This is a genomic window from Methylotenera sp., from assembly GCF_029945535.1.
GTDB lineage: Bacteria > Pseudomonadota > Gammaproteobacteria > Burkholderiales > Methylophilaceae > Methylotenera.
On sequence record NZ_JAQSCU010000010.1, the window covers coordinates 1 to 21,297 of the forward strand.

General features: G+C 44.1%; 11 protein-coding genes. 6 read left to right on the plus strand and 5 right to left on the minus strand.

Annotated elements, in window-relative coordinates:
• Nucleotides 1-101: 101 nt before the first annotated feature.
• Both PSU72_RS03155 and PSU72_RS03160 read right to left on the minus strand, forming a co-directional pair.
• Nucleotides 102-770: a Crp/Fnr family transcriptional regulator gene (locus tag PSU72_RS03155; RefSeq protein ID WP_300430585.1), complete on the minus strand. Its 669-nt coding sequence runs from the start codon at nucleotides 768-770 to the stop codon at nucleotides 102-104.
• A gap of 71 nt (nucleotides 771-841) precedes the next feature.
• Nucleotides 842-2,317, minus strand: coding sequence for a leucyl aminopeptidase family protein (locus PSU72_RS03160; RefSeq protein WP_300430587.1), 1,476 nt, complete (start codon nucleotides 2,315-2,317; stop codon nucleotides 842-844).
• A gap of 249 nt (nucleotides 2,318-2,566) precedes the next feature.
• On the opposite strand from PSU72_RS03160, the gene aceE reads away from it, so the two are divergent.
• Together aceE and aceF are read left to right on the plus strand one after the other, a co-directional pair.
• On the plus strand, nucleotides 2,567-5,251 hold the full coding sequence (aceE, locus tag PSU72_RS03165) for a pyruvate dehydrogenase (acetyl-transferring), homodimeric type (protein ID WP_300430589.1): 2,685 nt from the start codon (nucleotides 2,567-2,569) through the stop codon (nucleotides 5,249-5,251).
• Between the two features lie 12 nt (nucleotides 5,252-5,263).
• Nucleotides 5,264-6,601, plus strand: coding sequence for a dihydrolipoyllysine-residue acetyltransferase (gene aceF, locus PSU72_RS03170; protein WP_300430591.1), 1,338 nt, complete (start codon nucleotides 5,264-5,266; stop codon nucleotides 6,599-6,601).
• Nucleotides 6,602-6,699: 98 nt separating this feature from the next.
• Here the strand turns inward: aceF and PSU72_RS03175 are convergent, their stop codons facing one another.
• Nucleotides 6,700-7,452 carry a glucose 1-dehydrogenase gene (locus PSU72_RS03175; RefSeq protein ID WP_300430593.1) on the minus strand — a complete coding sequence of 251 codons (753 nt, stop codon included), beginning with the start codon at nucleotides 7,450-7,452 and terminating at the stop codon, nucleotides 6,700-6,702.
• 143 nt (nucleotides 7,453-7,595) lie between these two features.
• Between PSU72_RS03175 and PSU72_RS03180 the strand changes: the two genes are divergently transcribed.
• On the plus strand, nucleotides 7,596-7,910 hold the full coding sequence (locus PSU72_RS03180) for a helix-turn-helix domain-containing protein (RefSeq protein ID WP_300430594.1): 315 nt from the start codon (nucleotides 7,596-7,598) through the stop codon (nucleotides 7,908-7,910).
• 448 nt (nucleotides 7,911-8,358) lie between these two features.
• Nucleotides 8,359-9,369: a serine protease gene (locus tag PSU72_RS03185; RefSeq protein WP_300430596.1), complete on the plus strand. Its 1,011-nt coding sequence runs from the start codon at nucleotides 8,359-8,361 to the stop codon at nucleotides 9,367-9,369.
• A gap of 71 nt (nucleotides 9,370-9,440) precedes the next feature.
• Here the strand turns inward: PSU72_RS03185 and pbpC are convergent, their stop codons facing one another.
• Together pbpC and PSU72_RS03195 are read right to left on the minus strand one after the other, a co-directional pair.
• Nucleotides 9,441-11,804, minus strand: coding sequence for a penicillin-binding protein 1C (gene pbpC / locus PSU72_RS03190; RefSeq protein ID WP_300430598.1), 2,364 nt, complete (start codon nucleotides 11,802-11,804; stop codon nucleotides 9,441-9,443).
• Between the two features lie 120 nt (nucleotides 11,805-11,924).
• The gene (locus PSU72_RS03195; protein ID WP_300430600.1) at nucleotides 11,925-17,912 is read right to left on the minus strand and encodes an alpha-2-macroglobulin; all 5,988 of its coding nucleotides are present in this window, start codon (nucleotides 17,910-17,912) and stop codon (nucleotides 11,925-11,927) included.
• Nucleotides 17,913-18,078: 166 nt separating this feature from the next.
• On the opposite strand from PSU72_RS03195, the gene lpdA reads away from it, so the two are divergent.
• Both lpdA and PSU72_RS03205 read left to right on the plus strand, forming a co-directional pair.
• Nucleotides 18,079-19,851: a dihydrolipoyl dehydrogenase gene (gene lpdA, locus PSU72_RS03200; protein ID WP_300430602.1), complete on the plus strand. Its 1,773-nt coding sequence runs from the start codon at nucleotides 18,079-18,081 to the stop codon at nucleotides 19,849-19,851.
• A 55-nt stretch (nucleotides 19,852-19,906) separates the two neighbouring features.
• Entirely contained in the window at nucleotides 19,907-21,274 is a 1,368-nt protein-coding gene (locus PSU72_RS03205; protein WP_300430604.1) for an FAD-linked oxidase C-terminal domain-containing protein, read from the plus strand.
• The last annotated feature ends 23 nt before the right edge of the window (nucleotides 21,275-21,297 follow it).

The window sequence follows — 21,297 nt, forward strand, 5'->3', positions numbered from 1 at the left end:
GTCAGCTTTATATGGCTGCCTTTGTCTAGGAATACCCGCACATTTCTTGGGTAGATAAATACGTTCTCGCCTTGGGTAAGGTTGAGTTCTCGGAAGTGCTATTAAGAGTTTGCTAACTTTTCTAAAGTGCTGCGATCGATGATTTCTACCTGCCCTCGACCTAATGATACAGCTCCTTTTTGTTCGAGTCGCTTTAATTGTCGGCTAACTACCTCGCGTGCCGTACCAAGCTCATCTGCAATTTGTTGATGAGTGCGTGTTATTTGTGATGATTTGGCATCAAGTAACACTTTTGCTAATCTTGCATCTAAGCTGTGGAATGCCACCTCATCTAATAATACGATGAGGTCAGTTATCAATGCGCCATAATTTGTCATAACAAATTTTCTGAAAACTGCGGAGTCGATCATTAACTGATGGAATGCTGCGGCAGGAATGAGTGCATCACGAATCGATTCTTCCACTATGGTCGAGGCTGGATAGTCACTATTGCCTAACAGGCAGGTCGTAGTGATAACGCATGTTTCTCCCGCACCTACCCTGTAAAGTAGAATTTCACGTCCGCCTGTCGACATTTTGTATACACGAGATTTACCCTCTAAGCGCATCACATAAGCCCCGCATGGTGTCCCCTCACGATAGCCAATAGTGCCAATCGGTGCTTCGACAATACGCACATACTTTGCAAGTAAATCTTTGGCAAGTAGATCTAAACCACTAAGCTCTGGAAATAAAGCTAACCAAGATAGGTTGTCATAAGTACTTTGCATTATGTAATCTTTCTAGAAACATCATGTTAATAGGGTAGCTCAACAGTTCAAAAATCTATCGTATTATCAGCTTAATTAGAGCTGATTAAGATTTTAATGAGAGCTAAGCCAAAACCAACGCCAAAACCAGTTGTGTCGCTGCTTACTGCGCCTAGTCCGCCTTCATTGCTTGCGGAGGACAAGTCAGTATGCAGCCAAGCCAAGTCATTCTCTATAAATCTTCCTAAAAAGCGTGCTGCATGAATATGATCCGCATCGCCATCGATTGTGCATTGCAAGATGTCTGCAATATCGCTATCCAAGTCAGTTTCATAATCGTCATCATACGGGAAAGCGACAATGCGCTCACCAGAATCCTTGCCAGCCTGAACAGCTTCGTTAGCTAGATCAGCGCGATTGGCAATAATGCCACTCATGCGGGTGCCAAGTGCCGATATCATAGTACCTGTCAGTGTGGCGAAATCAATAATAGCATCTGGAAGCTGACCATTCTCATTAACGCGACTCGCTAACGTCAACGTGTCAGCCAACACCATACGGCCTTCAGCATCAGTATGAACGATTTCTATAGTCATACCGTTAAGCGCAGTCACTACATCATTTTGCTTGTAAGACAGCGGGCCAATATGGTTTTGTGAGATAGCTAGCCAGCAGTCAAGCCTCACTGGCAGTTGCAGCTGTGTTGCGGCAAGTAAGATACCTAACGCTACTGCACTGCCATTCATGTCTTCATGCATGCCTTGCATATATTTTGCTGGTTTTAAATTGTGCCCACCTGTGTCAAAACAGATACCTTTACCCACTAGAGCAATACTCTTTTTAGCATCTTTTGGTAGATAGGTTAAATGCACAATAGCTGCATCTTGAGGGCTACTGCCCTGACCAACGGAGTAGAATGCGCCAGCACCCATTTCTTTAAGCTTTGGCATATTAAACTCTTCATGCATCCAATCAAGCTCTTTCGCTAATGCAGCTACTTTTTCGCGGTATATTGTAGGAGTGAGTTCATTTGGAGGCGTAATCGTGAGTTGACGGCATAGCGTGTTACCAGCTACACGAGCATTCACGTAAGCGTAATCATGTTGGGCTGCATAACCGTGTATGCTGATTTTTTCTAAAGCTTTAAACTTGTCATCTTTTTTTCGATTGGGTAGTTTAGCGGCATTGACCGTTGCTACATAGTAAGCAGCGCAAGCATTTGATGCACGTATAGCCTCATTGCCAAAAACGAAAATGGCAAGTTCTGAAGGTTGTTCATCTAATAATGGCGCTATTGCTTTGCGAAGCAAGGTATGGCGTTGAAACGTATTCAATTTTTCTTCTAAAACTACAAAACTTGCTATACCACCAGTTGGCAAGTCTGTCGTTAATGGCGTTTTGTATAAATCTTTGTACTCGCTGTGGGTGCGCTTAAGTTTTGTATGCAATATTTCGCTATAAGGAATATTTTCAGTTTCATTTTCAGTTAGGATGAAAAGCATGTGTTTATACGAAGTTAGTGTATTTTCACTACCAATTTCCTGAAATTGAGTTAACTTTAGTGACATTTATTTTTCTCTAACTCTCATATGATATGTAAGACAATTGTAGCGAATGTCAATATTTCACGGGCTATTCAGCACGGTTTAACTTGACCAGAAAGCCTAAAAAAGCCACACTATAGCTTCAAAATTAATTTTTTTAAGGTAAGTTCGTCGTTTAGAACAATCTAATCACGTTTAGTTGCTGTAGCGTTTTGTATTTTTGTTTTCTACAAATTATACGCGCAGCAACCACAACACGGAGAAATCTCACGCATGGCAACGAATCAAAACGCTACTATTCAAGACAAGGGCTTAACTGAAACTGACCCGCTAGAAACACAGGAATGGCTAGAAGCACTCACTGCCGTCATTGAAAACGAAGGTACAGAGCGCGCTCACTTTTTGCTTGAAGCAATGATTGATAAAGCGCGTCGCTCAGGCAGCAATTTACCCTATAAAGCAACAACCGCTTACGTTAATACCATCCCTACCCATTTGCAATCTAAATTGCCAGGCGACCCGGAAATGGAACGCCGCGTACGTGCGCTAGTTCGTTGGAATGCGATTATGACCGTATTACGCGCGAACGAAAAGTCACCAGGTGTAGGCGGACATATTGCTAGCTTCCAGTCTGCGGCAACTTTATATGACACTGGTTTTAACTATTTCTTCCGTGCGCCAACTGAAAACTTTGGTGGAGACTGCGTCTACTTTCAAGGACACTCTTCACCAGGTGTGTACGCGCGAGCTTTCTTAGAGGGCCGCTTTACTGAAGAGCAAATGGATAACTTCCGCCAAGAGACAGCTGGCAATGGTTTATCCAGCTACCCGCATCCTTGGTTGATGCCGGACTTCTGGCAGTTTCCAACGGTTTCAATGGGTTTAGGCCCTTTGGCAGGTATTTATCAAGCGCGCTTTTTAAAATACATGCATAACCGCGGTATTGCAGATACTAGCGATCGTAAAGTTTGGGTGTTCTGTGGCGATGGTGAAATGGATGAGCCTGAATCACAAGGTGCAATTTCACTCGCAGCGCGTGAAGGTTTAGATAATCTGATTTTTGTGATTAACTGTAACTTACAGCGTCTTGATGGCCCTGTGCGCGGCAATGGCAAAATCATTCAGGAGCTTGAGTCTAATTTCCGCGGTGCTGGCTGGAACGCACTGAAAGTGGTATGGGGTTCTTATTGGGATCCATTGCTAGCTATGGATAAAGATGGTTTGCTGAAAAAACGCATGGAAGAGTGCGTGGATGGTGAATACCAGAACTTTAAGCAAAAAGGTGGCGCGTATACACGTGAGCATTTCTTTGGCAAATATCCTGAGCTTAAAGAAATGGTTGCGGCCATGTCAGATACGGATATTTGGCGCTTAAATCGCGGTGGTCATGATCCGCACAAAGTGTATGCGGCTTATCATTCAGCGGTAAACCATAAAGGTCAACCTACTGTAATTCTAGCCAAAACTGTTAAAGGTTATGGCATGGGCGATGCGGGCGAAGGTCAAAATACGACTCACCAACAAAAAAGCATGGATATTGAGTCACTCAAAAAATTCCGTGACCGCTTCGATTTGCAATTAACGGATGAGCAAGTTGAAAACCTATCATTCTATAAACCAGCGGATGATAGCCCGGAAATGCAATACCTTGCTGAGCGTCGTAATGCGATGGGCGGTTTTGTACCACAACGTCGTCGCAAAGGTAACGAGCTTAAAGTACCTGAACTTTCTGCCTTTGAGAACATGCTAGCTGCGACAGGTGAACGTGAAATTTCAACGACTATGGCGTTCGTGCGTATTCTTTCAACCTTGGTGCGAGATAAAGAAATCGGCAAGTATGTCGTGCCTATCGTGCCAGATGAAGCACGTACTTTCGGTATGGAAGGTATGTTCCGTCAATTAGGTATTTACTCTTCTGTTGGTCAGTTGTACGAACCACAAGATTCTGACCAAGTGATGTACTACAAAGAATCAAAAACTGGTCAGATTTTAGAAGAAGGTATTAACGAAGCGGGCTCATTCGCAAGCTGGTTAGCAGCAGCAACGTCATACAGTGTCACTGGCACGCAAATGATTCCGTTCTATATTTACTACTCAATGTTTGGCTTCCAACGTATTGGCGACTTTGCATGGGCGGCTGGTGATAGCCGCGCGCGTGGTTTCTTGTTAGGGGCTACTGCAGGACGTACAACATTGAATGGCGAAGGTTTGCAGCACGAAGATGGTCATAGCCACTTGATGTCAGCAACGATTCCAAACTGTATATCTTACGACCCAACATTTGCGTATGAGTTAGCTGTGATTATTCAAGAAGGTTTGCGTCGCATGGTGCAAAATCAAGAAGATGTGTATTACTACATCACCTTGATGAATGAAAACTACACGCATCCTGAAATGCCAAAAGACTCTGCTGAAGGTATCTTAAAAGGTATGTACAGCTTTAGTAAGTCAAAAGCTAAGGGTCCTAAGGTGCAATTGATGGGTTCTGGCGTGATTCTGCGCGAAGTCATTGCAGCGGGTGAGTTGCTAGAAAAAGACTGGGGCGTTTCATCTGATGTTTGGAGCGTGACTAGCTTTACCGAGTTGCGTCGTGAAGGCATTGATGCAGAACGCCAAAACATGTTGAATCCAGAAGCCAAGCCAAGACTTAGCTATGTAGCTCAGTGTTTACAAAAGGCTGAAGGACCAGTGATTGCTTCAACTGACTATATGCGCTCATTTGCAGATCAAATTCAAAACTTTGTACCGCAACGATTTGTGGCATTAGGTACCGATGGCTATGGCCGTTCAGATAGTCGCGAAGCATTACGTAGCTTCTTTGAAGTTGATAGATATTACGTAGTGTTAGCTGCGCTTAAAGCGCTGGCAGATGATGGTAAATTGCCTGCAAGCAAAGCGGCTGAAGCGATTAAAAAATACAAGTTAGATGCTACTAAGCCTAACCCAACAACAATTTAAGGATACGAAGACATGGCAATTCAAGACATACTTGTCCCCGATATCGGCAATTTTGATAGTGTTGATGTTATTGAAGTATTAGTTAAAGCTGGCGACACTGTTGCTAAAGAAGACTCACTCATGACGGTTGAGTCTGATAAGGCTTCTATGGATATTCCTTCACCATACTCTGGTGTTGTCAAAGAAGTAAAGGTAAAGGTTGGCGACAAAGCCTCACAAGGCAGTTTGATTTTAACAATGGACGTGAGCAACTCAGCAGCGCCAGTTGTAGAAGTGAAAGCTACAGCACCGCAACCAACTGCTGAAAAGCCAGTTGCTGCTGCAGTGGCAATTCCAGAGCCTAGCCGTCCAGCGCCAGAGCCACCAAAAACCATTGCACCATCTCAACAGCCTGTACCAGTTGGTGCTAGCGCAGTCGTAGATGCAGGCAAGCTATCGCATGCTAGCCCATCAGTACGTAAGTTTGCACGTGAGTTAGGTGTTAATTTAGCTTTTGTAAAAGGTAGTGCGCCTAAAAACCGTATTGTACAAGCCGATGTTCAGTCTTATGTAAAGGGCGAATTGGCTAAACCGCGTACAGAGAACATGGGCGCAGGCGTCAGCGGCTTTGCTGCTTTACCTATGCCAGTGATTGATTTCAGCCAATTTGGTGCTATTGAGAACAAACCACTTTCACGCATTAAAAAACTATCAGGTGCAAATTTACATCGTAACTGGGTAACGGCTCCGCATGTAACGCAATTTGATGAAGCTGATATTACTGACTTGGAAGACTTTAGAAAGTCTATGCAAGCCGATGCTGAGAAACGTGGCGTTAAACTCACTATGTTGGCATTTTTGATTAAAGCTTCTGTGAATGCGCTTAAAGCTTACCCAAACTTTAACTCATCACTTTCACCTGATGGCGATAGCTTGATATTAAAAAACTATTTCAACATTGGCTTCGCCTGCGACACGCCAGATGGTTTGGTGGTGCCAGTAGTCAAAGATGTACAGCAAAAAGACGTACTGGATATTGCCCGTGATTTAGGCGAACTTTCAACCAAAGCGCGTGAACGCAAGCTTAAGGTAGAAGAAATGCAAGGTGGCTGCTTCACTATTTCAAGCTTAGGTGGTATTGGCGGTACGATGTTTACGCCTATCATTAACTGCCCTGAAGTGGCGATTTTAGGTGTATCACGCTCAAGTATGCAGCCTGTATACGACCCTAAAACCAAAGCTTTTGAGCCACGTTTAATGTTGCCTATGTCGCTATCTTATGACCACCGTGTGGTAGATGGTGCTGATGGTGCTCGCTTTACTAGCCATATGCGCATGATGTTAAGCGATGTGCGTAGGTTGTTGCTTTAATAGATTTAAACATGTAAAAAGGGCGCAATTTGCGCCCTTTTTAATTTATAGCATAATGTTAATTAGTATATGAAGCTTAAATTAAAATAGTTATAGATTTAGCGTAAGCCACCTGTCACATGGAGTGTTTCACCTGTCACATAAGCTGCATCATTAGAGACTAAAAACGCCACTACTGATGCAATTTCATCTACCGTTCCAATGCGCTGCATAGGTGTTACTGACTCAATCCAATGACGCATATCACCTTCATGGAAGCCAGCAGTTACTACACCTTCAGTTGCAATCATGCCGGGGTTTACGGCATTAACGCGAATATTACGCCCCGCTAACTCTTTTGATAGCACCATCGTTATAGCGTCCACTGCTCCTTTGGTAGCTGTATATACGGCGCTGTTTGGTGGGGTAATGGTTGATACTCCCGAACTGATATTCACAATACTGCCGCCTTTTTCGCTAAATGCACGCACCGCTTCTTGTGAAACAAGTAGTAAGCCTAATACGTTAAGGTTAAATTGCTTGTGGAAGTGTTCTGGTGTGATGGCATCAAGCGGACTAAACTCATACACGCCTGCGTTATTAACCAGAATATCAATCGCACCCAGTGATACTTTGGTTTCATCGACGACACTTTTAATTTCTTCTGGATTTGAAAGATTGCCATACACGGCAATCGCTTTGCCGCCTTTGCTAACGATTTCTGTTACTACGCGGTCAGCACCTTCTTTGCTGCTGTTATAGTTGACGGCAACTAATGCACCTTCATCAGCCAACCGCAGGGCTATGGCGGCGCCAATCCCTTTAGATGCGCCAGTCACCAGTGCGACTTTACCTGCTAGTTTTTTAGACATAATAATCTCCATTTCATTTGTATTTAAGTTTGAGTATCTAATTGCTATATTGTTGAATCTATTTTTGTGAATAAAATGTTTATTCAATAGTTCATTATTATCGAACTATTGTACTATGTCAACACTTACTGTATAATTCTTTTATGGTTCAATTTGTTCATCCATTTACAGAAGACATTACTTTAGCAGGGCTGCTTGGTGCGCTTGCTGATCCAATGCGTCTACGCATTGTCAGTAGCATGCTTCAAAAAGATGGCTGCATGTCTTGCTCTGAGGCTGCACCTTGTCCCAATATGGCAAAATCCACGCTATCTCATCATTTCCGTATCTTGCGTGAAGCGGGCATTATTCATACAGGTAAAGTAGGTGTGGAAAATCGTAATGTTTTACGTATTAACGATATCAATAGTCGTTTTCCTGGCTTGTTAGAACAAATTCTGAAATTTGGCGGAAATTAGTCACTGTTGCACTCTTGTTGTGCAAAAAGATAGTCTGTGCGCTGGCTTAAGTTTTATTTAATTGTTTCAAATATGTTATTTGAAGCATGTTTCTACAAAAAACTTTAAGTATGGCCAAACTTAATGAGCTAAAAATTTTGAGTAAACTTTATTTAATCTAACTAGCTCTTATCACTACACAACCAATCCCATGGCTCCAAGCATGGCACTAAGTAAGCTCAACGCAGCTTTATAAAACAATAAAACCTCACGTAAAAATGCGCTTAATTCAACGATTAAATGCGCAATCCATATATAGAATTACACTTTATTACATATTTTAATCAGTGACTTGGTATACAAATTGCTAAATAAAATCATGTAATACAAGTTAAGAAGTACTGTTAATTTAATTTTTAAAAGGTTTTTACTTAAATATGTAACATTCAACTTGATATTGGAGTCCATCATGACAAGACTAATGATTGCTTTACTTTATATGTGTACCACGACTTACAGTTGGGCAATGCCAACGGATGAGTTGGTACAAGACATTAGTCAGCATGTTGTGAAAATACAAGTAGGATTAACCAATGGTGGTTACGGCCTAGGTTCAGGCGTAGTGATAGCCAAAGACCAAGTCGTGACTAATTGTCATGTAGTTGCAAATGCGGTTTCTGTGACTATTAATGCTAAGGGCGAAAATTACGCCGCGAGCGCACTCAAGCCAGATTGGCATCATGATTTATGCATTCTAAAGGTTGAAGGTCTTAATCTACCTATAGCCAATATAGGCTCAAGTCAAAATCTTAAATACGAGCAACCAGTTTATTCTGTTGGTTTCGCTGGTTTTTCTCCTCGCCCTAATGCTACATCAGGTTTTGTTAAAGGCTTATACCCTATGGATGACAGTGTGGTAGTGAGAGCCAGTAACACCTTTCGGCTAGGCGATAGCGGCGGTGGAGTATTTGATGAGTCTGGTAATTTAGTGGCTATCATCACCGTGAAAAGCCCAGGTCATAATGCCTTTTATTACAATATGTCTGTTGAATGGGTGAAGCATTTGCTTAACCAGCCTGAACAAAGCATTGTAAGTACCAGTGAGTTACCTTTCTGGGCAGAAACTGAAGAGAAATGGCCGTTCTTTATGCGTATTGTTCAGCCCTTAAAAACTGAGAACTGGGAGATGCTGAATAAGATAGCTGTAGCGTGGTATGACAAAGAACCTAACACTACGGAAGCCTTGTTTTACCGAGCGATTGCTGAATATAGCTTAAAAAATGAAGCCAAAGCAGAGCAATACTTTAATCAAGTCATTGCAAAGAATGGCAATAACAGCAACGCAATGTATTATTTGGGACTGATTGCTGAGAATACTGGTAAGCACATGGAGGCGTTGAACTTGGTTGCAGCGTTGGATAATTTAGATCAAATAACTGCTGGCGAGTTAAAAGTGGCAATGGGGATAGCCGAAAATTGAACAGTTAAGTCATTATTTTCGTCAACTATATCTTGTGCTTTGGTAGTTTGTGCCTTGGGCTAAAAGTTAGCCTAAGGCACAAACTCTACCACTACCTCACGGCTATCGGATTGCCCTGTATTATCAACCGCACGTAACAAATAATGTCCAGCTTTTTGAGGTGACCATGCGATGCCTGCACCAGCCTCACTTTTAGCAATAAACCCATTATCAGCAAACCAGTAAATAGCCCCCTGACCGCCACGACTGGCTTTAAGGGCAATGGTTTCTGGCTTACTTAAACGTATGGTGTAGGTGACGCCTCTGAGTGGCGAGGTGATTTGTGGCTTGTCGTCGATCACTTGGTTACGATTGTTGCTACATTCAGCAGGCAGTGTCGGCGGTACGCGCCGCGGCATGCCCGCTTCACGGAATAATCGCAGCATATCAGAGCTCCAAAACTCGATGATTTCTTCTCGCGTATTTACTCCTGCACCGCAGACAACCTGGTTTGTTTCATTGTCGAAATATACGGGTCTATGTAGGGTGCTGATTTTAATGGGGGATTTTCCTGGGATAAACCAAGTTTCACTGAGATTTTTACAGTATTGGTTGGGCAAGTCCCCACTTGCAGTACATACTTTTACCTTGGTTAAGGAGTGAGGCGGCATCGCTTCGACTTCCGTTTTTGAGTTTAGTAAACGTTGATGGCGTAGGCTATCTAAAATCTGAAAGAATAAAGGCGCGGCAGTTTTGATGCCGATAAATGCAGGGTTAGGTTTGCCGTCGAAATTACCCACCCACACCGCTAATACATTGTTGCCGCTTACGCCTATCGTCCATGCATCGTGGAAGCCCCAAGAGGTGCCTGTTTTCCAAGCGGTTTTGTATAAGTCAGGTTCGCCTGTGTCTGGGCGAGGATTTTGTCGAAGCATATCCAAAGTAATATAAGCAGACTCTTCACTTAATAATGGAAAAGTTGCCGCATTGCCTTTTGTAAGAGCGTAAGGCACAAAGCGACCGTGGTTGGCTAGCATGGCGTACAAACTGACGAGCTCTTCCATCGTTAGCTCTCCACCGCCTAATGCGAGCGCTAGCCCATAATGAGATTCACTTTTTAAATCACTCACGCCTGCATTTTTTAGAAAATCGTACAAACTAGGTTGTGTGAGCTTGGACGCTAAACTTACCGCCGGTACATTGCGCGAGCGTATCAAGGCATCTGTCGCAGTGATTGGCCCGATGAAACGACCATCAAAATTTTCTGGGCTGTAAGGGCCGAAGCTAGTAGGTGCATCTTTTAAAATACTGGCAGGATGGATCAAACTTTGATCCAACGCTAATCCGTAAATGAACGGTTTTAAGGTAGAGCCTGGAGAGCGCTTAGCCGCTGTGCCATTTACTTGACCATCAATGGCTGCATTGAAGTAATCAGCAGAGCCGACTAACGCTTTGACCTGCATGGTTTTTGCATCATACAAAATAGCGCTGACATTGTTAATACCTAAGTTTTTATTATTCTCAATGTAGCTGGAAATCATGCGCTCTAGCGTGGCTTGCGCCTGAATGTTTAAGCCCGTGTGTATGGTAGCTTGATTGCGATGCTCGGCAAGTAATGCATCGGTAAAATGCGGTGCCAAAAAAGGTAAGTTTTGGCTACTTAAACGTTTTGCTTCTTTTAATGATTGTGCTGGCAAGCGCATATCAGCTGAATATTTAACATCTTCTGGATGCTTGGCTAGCCAGTCTTGCCATAAGCGGCTTCTAGCTTCGTTTAACTGGGCGTTTTTGTTATTAATGCTAAGGCGTTTATTAGGGTTTTGTGGAATCACAGCCAGCGTTATTGTTTCAGGTAAGTTCAATCGGTTGGCAGGCTTGTTAAAGTAAAACAAACTGGCAGTAGCGATGCCTTTAATATTGCCACCGTAGGGCGCAATATTCAAATAAGCTTCTAGAATATCGTGTTTTGAATAGCGCGACTCTAACCAGACTGCAGCCAGTATCTGCTTTACTTTCCCACTTATCGTGCGTGAATCTATACCGTACAACCCACGAGCCAATTGCATGCTAATGGTGGATGCGCCTTGGCGAGAGCCACTCGAGTAAGTACGCGCCATGCCACGCAACAACGCAATAGGGTTAACGCCAAAATGCCAGTCAAAATAGCGATCTTCATACAATTTAACCGCTTCAGCTGCGTTAGGATGAATGTCTTTTAGCGGCACCCACAACTGGTATTGGGCATCTGAGGCTAGGGTGAGTCGTAACAAGGTGCCATCGACTGCATAAATGGCGGTGGAGTGGGGGATTAAGCTTGAAAGCGCTGGTTTAGGCGTTAGGCGTAATGCAATTAGAGTTAAAGCGATCAGCGCAATGAGCGCTAGCCAGTAACTTAAAAAACGTTGTCTTGTTTTGATATGCAGTAATATGGTTTTTAACAAGTGCGATCTTTTCATAAACAGTCAATTAAAACTAAACGCATCGTCATTCCCGCGTAGGCGGGAATCCAGTTAGGATGGCAATCATGAAAGCTGCCTAGATTCCCGCCTGCGCGGGAATGACAAAGTAATATAGATTTATTTACCAGCACGTCCCACAACAAGGTTAGCAGGCAATGAGCGCGCTTGTAATAAGCGGTTATACATTGACTCTGCGTAAGCCGGCGGCACTACAAACTGACCGCTATTCGTTGCTTTAATCTTGTATGTAAACTCCGTAATCGTATTGGTGACTGCACCGTAAAACACTACGCGATCTTCACGAATGTCAGCGTAGCTAGGTTGCCAGCCGCCACCAATGCCTAGCGGGCTAGTCCAACTTGAAGTTTCTGCTGCTTGGCCTTCGCTGTCTCCCTCTTCACCCCCTTGGCCTTCTTGCGTAATGGTGTTATCCGTTTCGTTTACCGCAGCTTGTAGCACAGGCTCAAAGCCACCTGGCAATAAATCTACAATAGCTACATCATCTATATTGCCATCAATAGCGCGAAACTTGATATGCACAGTGATTTCGTCGCCCATAGTGATAGATTTTAAGGCTGCGCCTTTATCATCCGTATATTCGCGGATGATTTCCATGCCTTGTTTTAAGGCTATGGTTGGCGGTTTTACGTCAAAACCAGACTCTGTGACTGCATAGAATAACGGTAAGCCGCTTGGCCCTTGTAGCTTCAAGCGCGCGGTGTTTGGCGAGAAGGTTACAGATGGCGCAATACTATTCGCTGGCAACTTAAGCGCAGTGATTTTACCTTGCTTGTCTATAGCACTAATGCCCATTTGTCCCGCGACCTTTGTACCCGCAACGTTAGCGTAAGCATCAAAACCAAGTAGTGCATAAGACGATGACAGCGTATTGAAGCGACCTTCAGAAATAGGCTGCATGATGTTATTTAACGCACCGCTGGACACATCTTTAACCTTCTCTGGAAAGTGACGTGACACCAAATAAAGCGTTTGCGCATTTCGCACTACGTCATCGTAATAATGCCCATAGAGTGGTTTTTGACTGCTGGCATTCAACAATTTAATAGGTTTAGCCATTAAATCACTGGCTACGGCATGTTGTTGCAATAGTTGATAACTCGCTGCAAGGTAAGCCGCAGTTAAGTCTGAGCGCCATTCTTTGAAACTACTATCAGTTAAAGCTTTAGCATCTAAAGTGCTACGCAAGCTTGCTAGTAATGGTGTGGTGACTGTGCCTTCGCGAGTTAGCAGGTACGTTGCGTAAGCGCGTACACGCACCGCGTCTAAGTTTTCTGCTGGGCTAGCCGCTAATGTTTGCAGGTATTCCAAGCCTTTTTTCAGCATGTCGGCTGGTACTTCTTCGCCGACGTTTGCATGGTCACGCGCCTCCAGCATCATATGCACCGCATAAACGCTGGCGAATTCGTCTGCACCTACGCTGGCATCCCACAAACCAAAGCCACCTTCGGCATTTTGGCGTGTACGTAATACGCTCAAGGCATTTTCGAAATTACCCTTCTTGGTACCTATGCTTGCCAATAGTTCTGGACGTTTTTTAAGTACGATAATAGGCATGACTTGGCTGACCAATTGCTCGGTGCAGCTATGTTCATAGTTGGCTAAGTATTCAAGCAAGCCGCCAGCAGCCACCAATGGCAATGGTGAAATGCTAGCCTGTTGTTTGCGATATTCTGCAAACATAGTGCGCTTCACGTTGACTTGCGTATCGCCTTTAAAGCTACCAGTTTGCATAATGGTCATGTGCGGCGTGGATGGACGTACACTAATTTCAGTGCCCAATTTCGCAAACTTATCGCCGATATTAGCCGTGAATTCAATTCTAGCGGAGCCTAATTTTGCAGCTGCGCCTTCTTTGACTTTCAGCTTATAAAGACCAGTGCTTTCATGCATTTCACTGATTTTTAGCACTTGTTTAGCGGTGCCAACTAACTCAAAAGCAGGTGAGGGCACGAGATTCAAAGTGACCGCGGCATCTTTGCCTGAACCTTTAACATTATTTGCCACGCCAACACTCACATCAAATATATCGCCTGGTGTGACTGTAAGTGGTGCGTTGGGAGATAGTACAAAATCGCCGCGCACTAAGGCATCGCTGGTGGTAATGCCAATGCTGGCATCGTTCACCATCACTGCGATGATGCGCATTTTACCGTTGAATGTTTCTGGCACTGTGTAGCTAAACTCCTTGCTACCAGTCACATCTACAATGCCAGACCAATAGACTGCTGGTTTGTCAGTTTTACGTTTAAACGGATTCAAGTGTTTACCTAAAGCACCATCAGCATCGCCGCCCGGTGCAGTGGCTGCCATGATTTTTTTGAATTCAGGTAAGATTAAATCTAAAATTTGCGACGTTGAAACTTCTAATTGTCGTTTTTGGAAGAAGAAGCCAAGCGCGTCAGGGTTGTGATACCTTGCCACTTGCAATATACCTTCATCCACCGCAAACACCACAGCACGACCAGGTTTAGCCGCGTCCAGTTTCATTTTTAGTACTTGACCCGGTTTGATAAGTGGTTGGCTGCTGAGTTTGAGCGTATTGGTGCGCTGCGCCAAACTCGTCACAAATGGAACAACACCATAAGACAGCGGGCTGGTGAAGATTTCATCTGAACTTGGATCGCGCACAAACTGCACACTCACATAGCCGTTGCCTTCAAAATCTGCAGGTAGCTTGATTTTTTGCACTGAAGCCTGTGAGTCAGCTTTAAACCATTGCTGCGCATATACTTTATCGCGCTCAATGGTAATTAAACCAGCGCCAACATAAGGCGCACGAATGCTTACGCTAATCTCTTGACCTGGCGCATACTCTTTTTTATCCAGCACCAGTTGCAGTTCTGCATTGCGCTCTAGCGAGCGACTAACATTGCCTAAACCAGCCACGCTATACTCCACGCGGTTAAGCTCTAAGCCGTCTTTGTTTTTAAGCACGTAAGCAAAGTCCCCCGGTGTTTCTGTAGCAAGTGCCAGGCTGTTTCCCGCAGCTTTGATGCTGTAAGGTGATGCTTTGATGAGCACTTCTTTTTTGCGTGATTCATATTTGAATGTGCCGCTGCCTTGCTTGGTCAACACTGAAACATATTTACGCTCAATCAGATTTAAGCTCAAACCTTCGGCGGCTACTTTTTGCAAGGTAGAGTTGACTGCAATCAGATTAACGCTACGTTTGCTACTTTTGCTGACGTAATTCAAATCACCATCGGCTTTAAAGCCTATTAAATAAGGTTGTTCTGAAATCAGCGTTGCGACTTCGGCAGAAACGCTGCGTCCACCACCAGCTTCATACGCTTGTGCGACGATGTTAAGTCTGTAAGTCGCTTTAGTATATTTCTCTAAACCTAAGGCAAATTCAGCCACACCTTGCGCATTACTTGTTGCGTCGCTTAGCTTCTCGCTATAGCCTTCTTTAGCGCGCAGTGGGTCATAGAAGGCAAAGTCTGCATATTGGCTAAATGCTGGGTAAGCCGGGCTGAGTGTCATTGTCGCAGTCACGCGTCTATTTTCAGCTGGCGTGCCAAACAAGTTTTGCACATTGATGTTGGCTTTTAAATCTTTAGGATTCAGCCAGCCCTCAGTGTTTTCAGGGTAAAGCGTGGCATCTTTCGCAAACAAGGCTTTAACTTTCATGCGGTCAGGCTGAAACTCCTGTACTTTCACACTGACCGAGCCTAATTGCTGATATGCATTGCCATCTTTCACCGAATAAAGATTAATATTGTAAGTGCCAGTAGGCGAGGTTTCTAAGGTTTTATATTCCAGCTCGTTAAAGCCGCCTGCGCCGAGTTTAACCATTTGAGTTTTCACCACTAAACCACGTGCATCTAGCACTTCTGCCTGAAGCGGCAAGCCATCTAATGCTTTAGCCCAAGTTGCAGTTTTTACTATCATGCCGATATGCATGGTATCGCCAGGACGGTAAATGCCGCGATCTGAAAACAAATAGGCATTTAAGCTATCTGAACTGGCCGCATTGGCAATGCCGCCTACATCAAAACGTGAGTAGTCTAGGTTTCTGTCGTAGTGGTTAATCGGTAAAAAGCTTAAATCCCCCGCTTTTTTTACTATGTATAAAATAGGTGAGCGTTCACGTTGTAAGCCATCCAGCTTAGTAAAGTTGACGCGACCATTCGCATCGGTAGTTTGGCTGAAGATGGCTTGGCCATTTTTTGCAATCACTTCAACCGTCGCACCAGCCACAGGTAAACCTGTGTGAATAGACTGAACGTAAACCACTTGGCTGCCATCAAGCTCTTTTTTGGCGATTAAACCTAAATCAGTCACAAGAATCAGGCGTTTATCAACAAATTCCTCTGGGTTTTGGCTTTCCGATGGGTTGTAATCAGTGCTTTCGTCAGCTTGCTCGCTGCCATCAGTGTTAGCTTCTTTTTTAGGTTTGTAACCGCGAACTGTGAGCAAGAATACGCCACGCTTCTCTTCACCCTTGCTCAAGTATTCACTTAAATCCAGCGCTTCGTAATGCGCTTTGCCTGCTTCTAAGTTGAGTGGGATGCTTTTCTCAAAACGTTCACTCAAGTTATCGCCATCAATATAGTAATTAAAAGACGGATTACTAAAGTTGCCGCTACTTTGCGTAATGAGATGTTGTAATTGACCCGGCAGAATGCGACCAATCTCCATTTTTAAGCCAGGTAAATCGCGTGCTAACACCGCCACTTTGCGCTCACCACTTAATGCTAATAACGAGCCTTGGCTAAGAATTTTAACTTCTGCTGGGAAAACTGGCACTTGCAAGATGTGTTGCTGAGTCGCACCTAACTGGTAGCCGCCAAATGATTTTAAGCCTTTGTCGATTTGCACATAAATATAGCTACCAACATCTGCTTTGTACTTAAATGAATGTGCTTCGATATTTTCACGCTCAGCCGGAATCGCTTCTAGTGGCAGAGGCTTGCCTGCGGCAAGTACAGCTTCAGTAATATCTTTGGTGTTAGACCATGCATGAGGGTATTTCAACTCTTCTGGCGTGCTGACCAATTTGTTGCGCGGTAACACCCATGCTTTAATGTGGCTAGCCATGTCTTTTTCATTCACAGCAGCTGAGGCATTGAGTAATAAAATTTGCTCAGGCTCGTTCTGGTCATTTGAAACTACAATTGGGCTAACTTCATTAATCATTAAGCTGTACAAACCGGGCACATTCACGCTTTGTGTTAAAGCTGTTTCAAATGCTTTACCGCCCGTTGCTGCTTTTAAGCCTTCATCTATGGTTACTTCTAGCACGCTATCATCTTTAGGAATAGCTAGTGGTGCAGAGTGTATATAAGCGTTAAGTTTTAATTTATCGTAACTGACGACGAATGGAATCTTGTCAGAACCAAAGCTTAATAAGCTATTTTTGTTACTACGCATTTTTAGCGTGATGCTCTTTTCTAATTTTGCTGCATCTACTGGATGTGTAAAATTAAGGTTCACCACCACTTTTTTCATGGCGGCATTGATTGGGTCTTGGTAAAACTCGCTATTGGTAATGCTTGCAATAAATAATGGTGAAGTGAATTCTAAGTCCCATTTGTCTAGTAAAGTCTTAGCTGTAAACGCTTTGGCATTCAAGCTGACTTTGTATTCTGTGCCTACTGGCCAGTCAGCTTTTGGCTGAAATGACAGCTCATTTTCAGTATTCCATTTCCATACGCCCTCGATTTTTGGCATGATGTTCACGCCTGCAGAAATCACTTTTCCAACTTGTTCAATCGGCGCGACTGAGCTGTCAAAGCTTATTTTGAGGGGATTTGGTGGTAAGTTGTCTTCGATTTGCGTTCTGGTCGGTACTGCTACCGTCACTTTCACCGTAACAGGTTGTGGTCTTGATTTATACCAAATCCAACCTTGCCAACCGCCTGCAACAAGTGCTGCAATTAAAGCAAGTATGCCTAAGCCTTTGAGCGGTTTTTGAATCATGGCTAGACGTAGCTCGTTCAGCTTGCCACCACACCATTTCATCCATGAGGGTGCTTGATAATTGACAGAGCCGAATAAATGGTTGAGTAAGGCACCGAATAGCGACCATAATTTAGCGAAAATCATTTGAATAAATTGCAAGCCAGCACGAATGAATGACATGAAAAACCCTTTATTATGAAAAGCCCTTTTTGTAAAACCTTGTCAGAAGCAGGCTTAAATTTTTAGTGTGTAAATCATACTACTGATTCATATATTTTGAAGGTCTTTAAGGTCTTTTTGATGATAAAATTACGATAAATAACTGAAGATTTAACAAAGGGTTGGCATGAGCAATTTATTAGAAGTTTTGGTTCCAGATATTGGTAACTTTGATAGTGTGGATGTGATTGAAGTACTCGTAAAAGTAGGCGATGTTATTGCTAAAGAAGACTCACTGATGACCGTTGAGTCTGATAAAGCGTCTATGGATATCCCGTCTGCAGTTGCTGGTATGGTCAAAGAGCTAAAAGTAAAAGTCGGCGATAAAGTGGCTAAGGGTAGCTTGATTTTGTTAGTTGAGGCTGCAGCAAGTGCTGAAGCGCCAGCTAAAAAAGAAGTTGCTGTGGAAACTGCAGCCGTCGAAGTTAAGCCTGTCTCAACGCCAGTTGTAGCAGCTGTTAATTTAGGCACTGCAGATTTACATGCTGAAGTCGTTGTTTTGGGTTCAGGCCCAGGCGGTTACACTGCGGCTTTCCGCGCTGCTGATTTAGGGAAAAAAGTGGTACTGGTTGAGCGTTACTCAACACTTGGTGGTGTTTGTCTAAACGTTGGCTGTATTCCTTCTAAAGCTTTACTGCATACGGCTAAAGTCATTACAGAGGCTGAAGAAACTGCGCATCACGGCGTGACTTTTGGCGCGCCACAAGTAGATTTAGAACAGTTGCGTAATTGGAAGGCTAACGATGTCGTTGGCAAACTCACTGGTGGTTTAGCTGCGATGGCTAAGCAACGCAATGTCACCACGGTACAAGGCGTGGGTAAGTTTACCAGCCCTAATCAAATGGCCGTAACCGCTGAAGATGGCAAAGTGACCACCATTTCATTTGATAATGCAATTATTGCCGCCGGTTCACAAGCCACTAAATTTCCTGGCGTTGTAGCTGATGAGCGAATCATGGATTCTACGGGTGCTTTAGCTTTGGCTGATGTGCCTAAACGCATGCTGGTAATTGGCGGCGGTATTATTGGCTTAGAAATGGGCACGGTGTATGACGCGCTAGGCTCTAAAGTCAGCGTAGTTGAATTTACTGACGGCTTAATTCAAGGTTGCGACCGTGACTTGGTGCGCCCGCTACAAAAACGTATGGAAAAACGCTTTGAAAGCATTATGCTAAATACCAAAGTGGCGAGTATGGAACCTAAAAAAGACGGTATTCATGTGGTATTTGAAGGTGTGAATGGCAATGCCGATGCACCTAAAGGCGTTGAAGTGTATGACCGCGTGTTGGTGTCTATCGGTCGCCGTCCAAACGGTAAAAATATCGGCGCTGAAAACGCTGGCGTGGCGGTGGATGATTATGGATTCATCGCGGTAGATAAGCAAATGCGCACCAATGTGCCGCACATTTTTGCGATTGGTGATATTGTCGGTCAACCGATGTTGGCGCATAAAGCCACGCACGAAGCTAAAGTAGCCGCAGAAGTGATTGCTGGCGAAAAAGTAGAGTTCGTTGCATCAGTTATTCCATCAGTTGCTTACACCGACCCAGAAGTGGCTTGGGTTGGCGTGACCGAAATAGAAGCTAAAGCCAAAGGCCTTGAAATTGAAAAAGCCTCATTCCCTTGGGCTGCTAGTGGTCGCGCATTGTCAATTGCGCGTACAGAAGGTACTACTAAGTTGATATTTGATAAAAATACGCATCGTGTCATTGGTGCTGGTATTGTGGGTGTGAATGCGGGAGAGTTATTGGCCGAAGCGGTGCTAGCCATTGAAATGGGCGCAGATGCCCATGATTTAGGTCTAACGATTCATGCACACCCAACCTTATCTGAAACTATTTGCTTCGCGGCAGAGATGAAAGAGGGCACGATCACTGACCTCTACATAAAAAAACGCTAGATTTATTTGGGTTTCAACTAATTTTTATAACTGGGTTTTATAAAAGAGCGCCTACATGTCATCTACTGATTTTTTATCTAAGCTAGCGCAGCTTATGTCTGCTGCACAGGTCTATACCGACCCAGTAGATTGCTACGCCTATGCTTATGATAATTCGCGTATCTTTCATGCACCCATTGCGGTGGTTTTTCCTCTTAATACCGAAGAAGTACAAGCGGTGATTAAGCTTTGCAATACTCACAAAGTGCCAGTGGTGCCGCGTGGGCGTGGAACAGGCACTGCGGGCGGTAGCGTGCCCGAAGCGGGCGGTGTAGCGTTGTCCTTAGAACGCATGAATAAAATCATCAGTGTAGACCCTGACAATCGTATGGCGATTATTGAGCCTGGTGTGCTTAATCAAGAGCTGCAAGATGCGATTAAAGGTGTCGGTTTCTTTTGGCCGCCAGATCCATCGAGTGCGGCTTATTGCAGCATCGGCGGCAATCTCGCGACTTGTGCCGCTGGTCCGCATGCAGTGAAATACGGCGTTGCACGTGACCATGTGCTCGGCTTAAAGGCGGTGACAGGTAATGGCGATATCATTAAAACAGGTTGTTACACCAGTAAGGGTGTGGTCGGTTACGATTTAACTCGATTGCTAGTTGGTTCTGAAGGTACGCTGGCAGTGATAGTTGAAGCGACACTTAAGCTCACACCTTTGCCAAAACACACTGGCGGCATAACTGCTGAGTTTGCTGATACTGCCAGTTGCGCGCGCGCGATTGCCGCTATTATGGCGCAGCCATACACACCAAGTGCATTGGAGTTCTTAGATAACGGCGCCTTGAATCTGATTCGTGGCCGCCACAAAAACCTGTTGCCAGAAAATGCCCGCGCTTATTTGATGATAGAAGTCGATGGTGCGCAGCAAGAGATTATTGAAGCCACACAGGCGATTTTGCAAGCTTGCCAAGTGGATGGCTTGATTGAGGCAAAACCTGCGGAAGATACCAAGGCGTTATGGGCTGCACGCAAGGCTTTATCGCCATTGCTTAAAGATATTGCGCCTAAGAAAATCAATGAAGATATTGCCGTGCCAGTGTCACATTTACCTGAATTGTTAACCGGTTTAGAGAAATTAGCCGCGCAATACAAGATTTCAAACGTGAATTTTGGTCATGCAGGCAACGGAAATATTCATGTGAATTTATTGGTCAATCCTGATAATGCCGATGAAATGAAGCGGGCTTATGAGTGCTTGGATGAAGTGTTCAGCTTGGTGCTTTCGTTGCAAGGCACGCTATCTGGCGAACATGGCGTAGGTATGGCGAAGCGTCCATTTATTTCACGTGAGATTGATGAAACAACCATTAATTTAATGAAAGCCGTTAAATTAACTTTTGACCCGAATAATATTTTGAATCCGGGTAAGTTGTTTCCCTAGGCTTTAATCAAAATTCTTCATTG

What these genes read in the sequence shown, in the direction of transcription:
- PSU72_RS03155 (WP_300430585.1), bottom strand. Translation starts at nt 770, where the DNA reads ATGCAAAGTACTTATGACAACCTATCTTGGTTAGCTTTATTTCCAGAG.
- PSU72_RS03160 (WP_300430587.1), bottom strand. Translation starts at nt 2,317, where the DNA reads ATGTCACTAAAGTTAACTCAATTTCAGGAAATTGGTAGTGAAAATACA.
- aceE (WP_300430589.1), top strand. Translation starts at nt 2,567, where the DNA reads ATGGCAACGAATCAAAACGCTACTATTCAAGACAAGGGCTTAACTGAA.
- aceF (WP_300430591.1), top strand. Translation starts at nt 5,264, where the DNA reads ATGGCAATTCAAGACATACTTGTCCCCGATATCGGCAATTTTGATAGT.
- PSU72_RS03175 (WP_300430593.1), bottom strand. Translation starts at nt 7,452, where the DNA reads ATGTCTAAAAAACTAGCAGGTAAAGTCGCACTGGTGACTGGCGCATCT.
- PSU72_RS03180 (WP_300430594.1), top strand. Translation starts at nt 7,596, where the DNA reads ATGGTTCAATTTGTTCATCCATTTACAGAAGACATTACTTTAGCAGGG.
- PSU72_RS03185 (WP_300430596.1), top strand. Translation starts at nt 8,359, where the DNA reads ATGACAAGACTAATGATTGCTTTACTTTATATGTGTACCACGACTTAC.
- pbpC (WP_300430598.1), bottom strand. Translation starts at nt 11,804, where the DNA reads ATGAAAAGATCGCACTTGTTAAAAACCATATTACTGCATATCAAAACA.
- PSU72_RS03195 (WP_300430600.1), bottom strand. Translation starts at nt 17,912, where the DNA reads ATGTCATTCATTCGTGCTGGCTTGCAATTTATTCAAATGATTTTCGCT.
- lpdA (WP_300430602.1), top strand. Translation starts at nt 18,079, where the DNA reads ATGAGCAATTTATTAGAAGTTTTGGTTCCAGATATTGGTAACTTTGAT.
- PSU72_RS03205 (WP_300430604.1), top strand. Translation starts at nt 19,907, where the DNA reads ATGTCATCTACTGATTTTTTATCTAAGCTAGCGCAGCTTATGTCTGCT.